Annotated in this window: 3 protein-coding genes; all 3 read left to right on the plus strand. The window is 51.9% G+C overall.

Translation table 11 applies throughout. The annotated features are described in order from the left end of the window. Window positions 1-520: 520 nt before the first annotated feature. The 3 genes from ACI43T_RS11780 (at window position 521) to ACI43T_RS11790 (ending at window position 5,298) form a co-directional block, all read left to right on the plus strand. On the plus strand, window positions 521-1,258 hold the full coding sequence (locus ACI43T_RS11780) for a Slam-dependent surface lipoprotein (protein ID WP_405387276.1): 738 nt from the start codon (window positions 521-523) through the stop codon (window positions 1,256-1,258). 113 nt (window positions 1,259-1,371) lie between these two features. Continuing rightward, window positions 1,372-2,811: a surface lipoprotein assembly modifier gene (locus ACI43T_RS11785; RefSeq protein ID WP_405387278.1), complete on the plus strand. Its 1,440-nt coding sequence runs from the start codon at window positions 1,372-1,374 to the stop codon at window positions 2,809-2,811. A gap of 312 nt (window positions 2,812-3,123) precedes the next feature. After that, window positions 3,124-5,298 carry a TonB-dependent siderophore receptor gene (locus ACI43T_RS11790; RefSeq protein WP_405387280.1) on the plus strand — a complete coding sequence of 725 codons (2,175 nt, stop codon included), beginning with the start codon at window positions 3,124-3,126 and terminating at the stop codon, window positions 5,296-5,298. Window positions 5,299-5,498 lie beyond the last annotated feature (200 nt).

Raw genomic sequence — 5,498 nt, forward strand, 5'->3', positions numbered from 1 at the left:
ACCGACGCCGCCGGAGAACCGCATACCGGGAAGGCGGTATCCGCGCACTTGAACGCCCCCAAGCAGTTTGAATTTCAAAGAAGCTGAGTCCTGTGGCATACAGAACCCAGCTTATGCAAACCGCCTGAATTGGCTTTTATGAATATCCAAGATTTGGTGAGCAGTTTAATGTTTTCAGACGGCCTTTTTTACTCCCTAATAAATTATCCTCCTAACGCATCATCTGATAGTGGCTCGTATAAATTAGAGTAAGACGATAACGAAGTTGTAGACGGTATAGACAATACGGCGACACAGCACTGTACGTTAACGTTAATTCACTATAAATCTTAACCAAAAATCAATATTCTTATATCATATTATCATTTCATAAGACATTCGCTAATTCTCCTCTAATACTCCCCCTATAAAATGATTTACAGAAAAACAAGCTTCCTCACATAACGATACGTCCCGCTCACAACGACACATGACGGAGCATCATTTTTCCCCACCATCGTTTTACCTCAAGGAGCGTACCATGAAACTGAATCTGCAAAAAACTACCGCTGCTGTTTTGGCTGTCCTGCTCAGCGCTGGCGTATTTGCTGCCAACAATGCTAATGCATTCGAGTATGGCTACAAAAACCACAAATATGGCAAAAAATGGGGTAAACCCGCATCCGAAGCCGAAGGCGAAAGAGTGATGAAAAACGCTGCCTACCGTTCGGGCGTGTACTACACCAACGTGAACCGCATTCCTGCCAGAGCAGACCGTAACGGTGTGAAAACCGTACAGGTTAACGATGCACGCACCCGTCAAAACCTCGGCCGCTATGCGTTCAACACCATCAAGAGCGGCGGCTCGGAAGTATATTACGGCGAATGGGTTGGTAAAGAATACGCCAAAGGCACCAACCGCGGCGTTTACTACTCAGGCAACAAACGCGCCACCCAAATGCCGGTATCTGGTGTAGCTAACTACGCAGTCAAAGGTATCAACAACTACACCGGCAACAACCCGCTGGTTGGTACATTGCGCGCCGATTTCGGTCAAAAAGTTCTGGCCGGTTCTATGAGAAACAACGCCATGCAGATGGACATCCATTCACGCATCAAACCGTCCAGCGCATCGTTTGAAGGTTATGCACGCGCCAACGGCCATTACGGTAAAACCGAAGGCCACTTCTTCGGTCACAACGCAAGCGCGTTGGCCGGTGTTGCCAAATTTAAAACCAACCGCAACTTGGATACGGCATTCGGCGGTGTGAAACGCTAAAATCCGTCCTTAAGAAGTAAAATAAAGCCTGCACCCGCAGGCTTTTTTAAACACCAGCCATCCAACAACCTTCTCAAGGTCGTCTGAAACCCGCCGACCGGAAAGCCGACACCATGTACAAACCGTCTGCCTGCCTTATCCTGTTTCTCGCCGCCCCCGTCCTTGCCGCGCCACGCTCCGACTTTTCAGACAACCGTACCGCGCAACGCCTGTGGCAGGATACCCGCCAAACCATGCAGGAACAGGAACAAAAAGTGCGCGAATACCGCCTCGACATTCCCGCCGAAAACATCGGGCAGACAGCCGAAACTGACCCCGAAGCCGACCAAGGCGAAGCCCTGTTTAACGCAGTTAACCGCAGCGACTGGCAAACCGTGCGCTCCCTGCTCGACAGCTATACCCGACAAACCGAATACGACCCCGACATCGCCCTATTCGCCCGTGCCTCGCTTGCCCGCGGCGAAGGCAGGTGGAAAGCCGCCAAACAAGACTACGAAACCCTGCTGCAACGCCATCCCGACTTCACGCGCGGACGGCTTGATTACGCCCGCCTGCTCTTTGACGGCCGTCTGAACCGCGAAGCCGCCGCCGAGTTCGCCCGCCTCCAAAACGAAGACCTGCCCGAAGCCGTCAAAGAAAACATCGCCCATTTCCAAGATGCTCTGAACCAACGCCAAAGTTGGCAGGGCAGCCTTTCCGTCGGCACCGTCCACAACAGCAACATCAACGAAGGCAGCGGCAAAGTTTGGTGCAAAACCGAAATCGCCGGCGAATGCTGGGAAGAATTTTCAGGCGACAAGCCCATTCCCGCCAACGGCATCAAATACGAAGCCGCCGCCGTCCGCCGCTGGCAGATTAAAGGACATCACGGCATCGCCGCCCGCGCGATCGGCTACGGACGTTTCTACCGCGACCATAAAGATTTCAACGAACACACGCTCAACCTCAGCGCGGGCTATCAGTTTGAAAACCACCGCCATACCTTCGCCCTCGCCCCGCTCGTCGAATGGAACGGCAGCGGCGGCAAAACCCTCAACCGCGCCTACGGCGTACGCAGCGAATGGAACTTCGACCGCGAAAGCTGGACATGGAACACCGAAGCTGAGTGGAAACACCTCTCCTATTCCGACAAAACCCGCCTGCTCGACAGCAGCCTCTTCTCCGTTTACAACACCCTGTCCTATTTCCCGCGCAACGACTTCATGCTCTACGGCGGCATAGACTGGCAGCAGCGCAAAGCCAAAGACCATGTGGACAGCTACCGCCAAATCTCCGCACGGCTGGGTGCCGCAAAAATATTTGAAGCCGGCTTCGATGCCTCACTCTCCGCCACCTTCGGCCTGCGCAGCCACCGCGAAGAGAACGCCGTACTCGAACAACGCCGCCGCGACAAAGAACAGACCTACCTCCTCAGCATAGGCGCGGACCGCTGGAAATTCGCCGGTCTCAAACCCGTCCTCAGCTACAAACACCGCCGCGTCAGCGGCAACACCGACTGGCTGTACAGCTACAAGCAAAACGAAATAGGCCTGTCGCTGGTGAAATCGTTTTAACCTGCGGCAAACAGAAGGAAAAACGCAAAGGCCGTCTGAAAACATTCAGACGGCCTTTTTGCGGCTGGTCGGATTCGTTTATTAAAAAATGAAAGATGATAGTTCGGGCGGAAGATTGGCATCGGATACTGTGTAAATTATTTGATTCATGCCCAGCAGTTCCCATATACTCCGACCGTTTTATTTCATCCTATTACGGAAATTTGATAAAAATTCTCATTTTACGACACAAAAAAGCCATTTGCTGCCGAATTGTGCAAGGAGGCTTTGAACTCCGCCGCAATTCGGCCGGCTAAATAACTGGGAGATACCATGCCATTACCTAAATTTTGTCCGGCACGACTGCCGTTTGCCGTCGCCGCCGCACTTTTGTCCGCCTATTCCTGGGGCGCAGGAGATGGGGTTGAACAGGTCGATTTGCCCACTGTCCAAGTACAGGGCGTCGGCAAACAGACAACTTCCAACTACACCATTCCGACTTCCTCCGCTGCTACGGGCATCCGCCTGACCCAGCGCGAAACGCCGCAGTCTTTGTCCGTCGTTACCGAAAAACAAATGGACGACCAAGGTTTGGATACCTTGCAGGACGTGTTGAAACAAACACCGGGCGTATTCCACAGCAAAATGGGCAACAACGTCTCCGGCCACAGTCAATTTATTTCGCGCAGTCAGGCGATTGACAGCATTTCTGTGGACGGCGCGCCCAAATTCCTTTACGACAGTAAAGCCATCCGCCGCGGCACCAACAATCTGGACAGCGCATTGTACGAACAAGTCGTCGTCGTGCGCGGCGCAAGCGGTTTGTCCAACGGCGGTATGGGCGAGCCGGGCGGTACGGTTGCTTTGGAACGCAAAAAACCGACTGCCAAGCCAGCCGTCAGCGTGGAAGCCGGTGTCGGTTCTTGGAAACACTACCGCTTCGTCCTTGATGCCAATCATCCTCTGAATGCCGACAATAGCTTGCGCGGCCGCGCCATTTTGGTCAGCGACCACGGCGGCGATTACCTGCCGAACACTTCGCGCCACAATCACACTTTCTACGGTATTCTGTCCTACGACCTCACGCCGCAAACCCAATGGCGCGTCGGTACGGAGCTGCATCGTTTCCGCAATACCGGCAGCTCTCCTTTCAGCTATCTGACTGTGGCAGGAGACCCTGAAAACAATCAACCTTTCGAACCGTTTGCAGCCTCACCGCGCAGCAATTCCTCGGCAAAATGGGCTTACGGTAAAGAAAACAGTGCGGAAATCTTCACCTCTATCAATCATGAATTTGAAAACGGTTGGACTCTGAACGGCAACTACAGCCATACTTATGGAAAAAGTGATGCGGTTGCCGGCATGGCCGGTCCTTTTGTCATTAATCCGGACTATTCCGCTCAATTCGTTGCCGAGCGCGATCAAGCCAAGTACACCGACCAAGATTTTTCTCTGAATTTGGACGGCGATTACCCGCTTTGGGGACGCAAACATGAATTCAATGCCGGCATCAGCTATCAGTACAATAAGGAAACTCCTTCATATTACAAGAGAAATAAAGATGGGGTTGTCCCTGATTTGCGCCTTTTTGACGGAAATTTCACAAAACCGGCCATACCCTATCTTCGCGACGGCTTTGCCCATATGAAAAACCTCTCTGTTTATGGTTCGACCCGTTTCAAACTGACTGACAGGCTGGCATTGATAGGCGGCGGACGGTTTGTCGATTGGCAATACCGCTACAGTTCCGATCGCAACAATTTTGCCGACAGCAGGCATAAAAACAAGGTATTTATCCCCTATTTGGGCGCAAGTTATGATTTAAACGACAATCTGACAGCCTACACCTCCTATACCACCATATTCCGCCCGCAACCGCGCTATTTGGATCGAAACGGCAAACCGCTCGAACCGCAACGCGGCAAAACATATGAACTCGGCTTAAAAGCCTCGTGGTTTGAAGACCGTTTGAACGCTTCTGCGGCTGCATTTATCAATAAACGCGACCATTTGGGGAAAGAAATTCGTGATGATGAACATCAACGTATTTACTATGAATCTGTTAACAACACAACGACCAAAGGCGTGGAATTGTCCGTCGGCGGACGCTTGAGCGACAAATGGCTGATCAATGCTTCTTATGCGTACTCCAAACTCAAAAACGATGCGGGTAATTTGGTCAACCCTTCTTATCCTATCCACCTTTTCAAACTCTTTACTGCGTATGACGTTACCGACCGCCTAAACTTGGGTGCAAACGTCAATTGGCAAAGCGGTACAAACGCAGTATCTGATGAATACCAGCCCCTCACCGCTGCCGGTAAAGAAGCCTTGACCCAACGCCCATACGCCACGCTGGATCTGACCGCGCATTACAAAATTGGCAAATCCACCCGCATCGGTTTGGATTTTGAAAACGTGTTCAACAAACGCTACCGCCCCATGCCCGACATCCACGTTTACGGCACGCCGCGCAGCCTGACCGCTACGTTGAAACACACGTTCTAAGGCGGAAAGAAGAAAAAAGGCCGTCTGAAAACATTAAACTGCACCCCAAATCTTGGATATTCATAAAAGCCAGTTCAGGCGGTTTGCATAAGCTGGGTTCTGTATGCCACAGGACTCGGCTTCTTTAAATTCAAACTGCTTGGGGTATTCAAGTGTTCGGATACCGCCTTCTCGGTATGCGGTTATCCGGCGGCGTAGGC

Source organism: Neisseria oralis (assembly GCF_045062685.1).
Lineage (GTDB): Bacteria > Pseudomonadota > Gammaproteobacteria > Burkholderiales > Neisseriaceae > Neisseria > Neisseria oralis.

Coding starts and splice junctions, on each gene's coding strand:
- ACI43T_RS11780 (WP_405387276.1), top strand. CDS start 521: ATGAAACTGAATCTGCAAAAAACTACCGCTGCTGTTTTGGCTGTCCTG.
- ACI43T_RS11785 (WP_405387278.1), top strand. CDS start 1,372: ATGTACAAACCGTCTGCCTGCCTTATCCTGTTTCTCGCCGCCCCCGTC.
- ACI43T_RS11790 (WP_405387280.1), top strand. CDS start 3,124: ATGCCATTACCTAAATTTTGTCCGGCACGACTGCCGTTTGCCGTCGCC.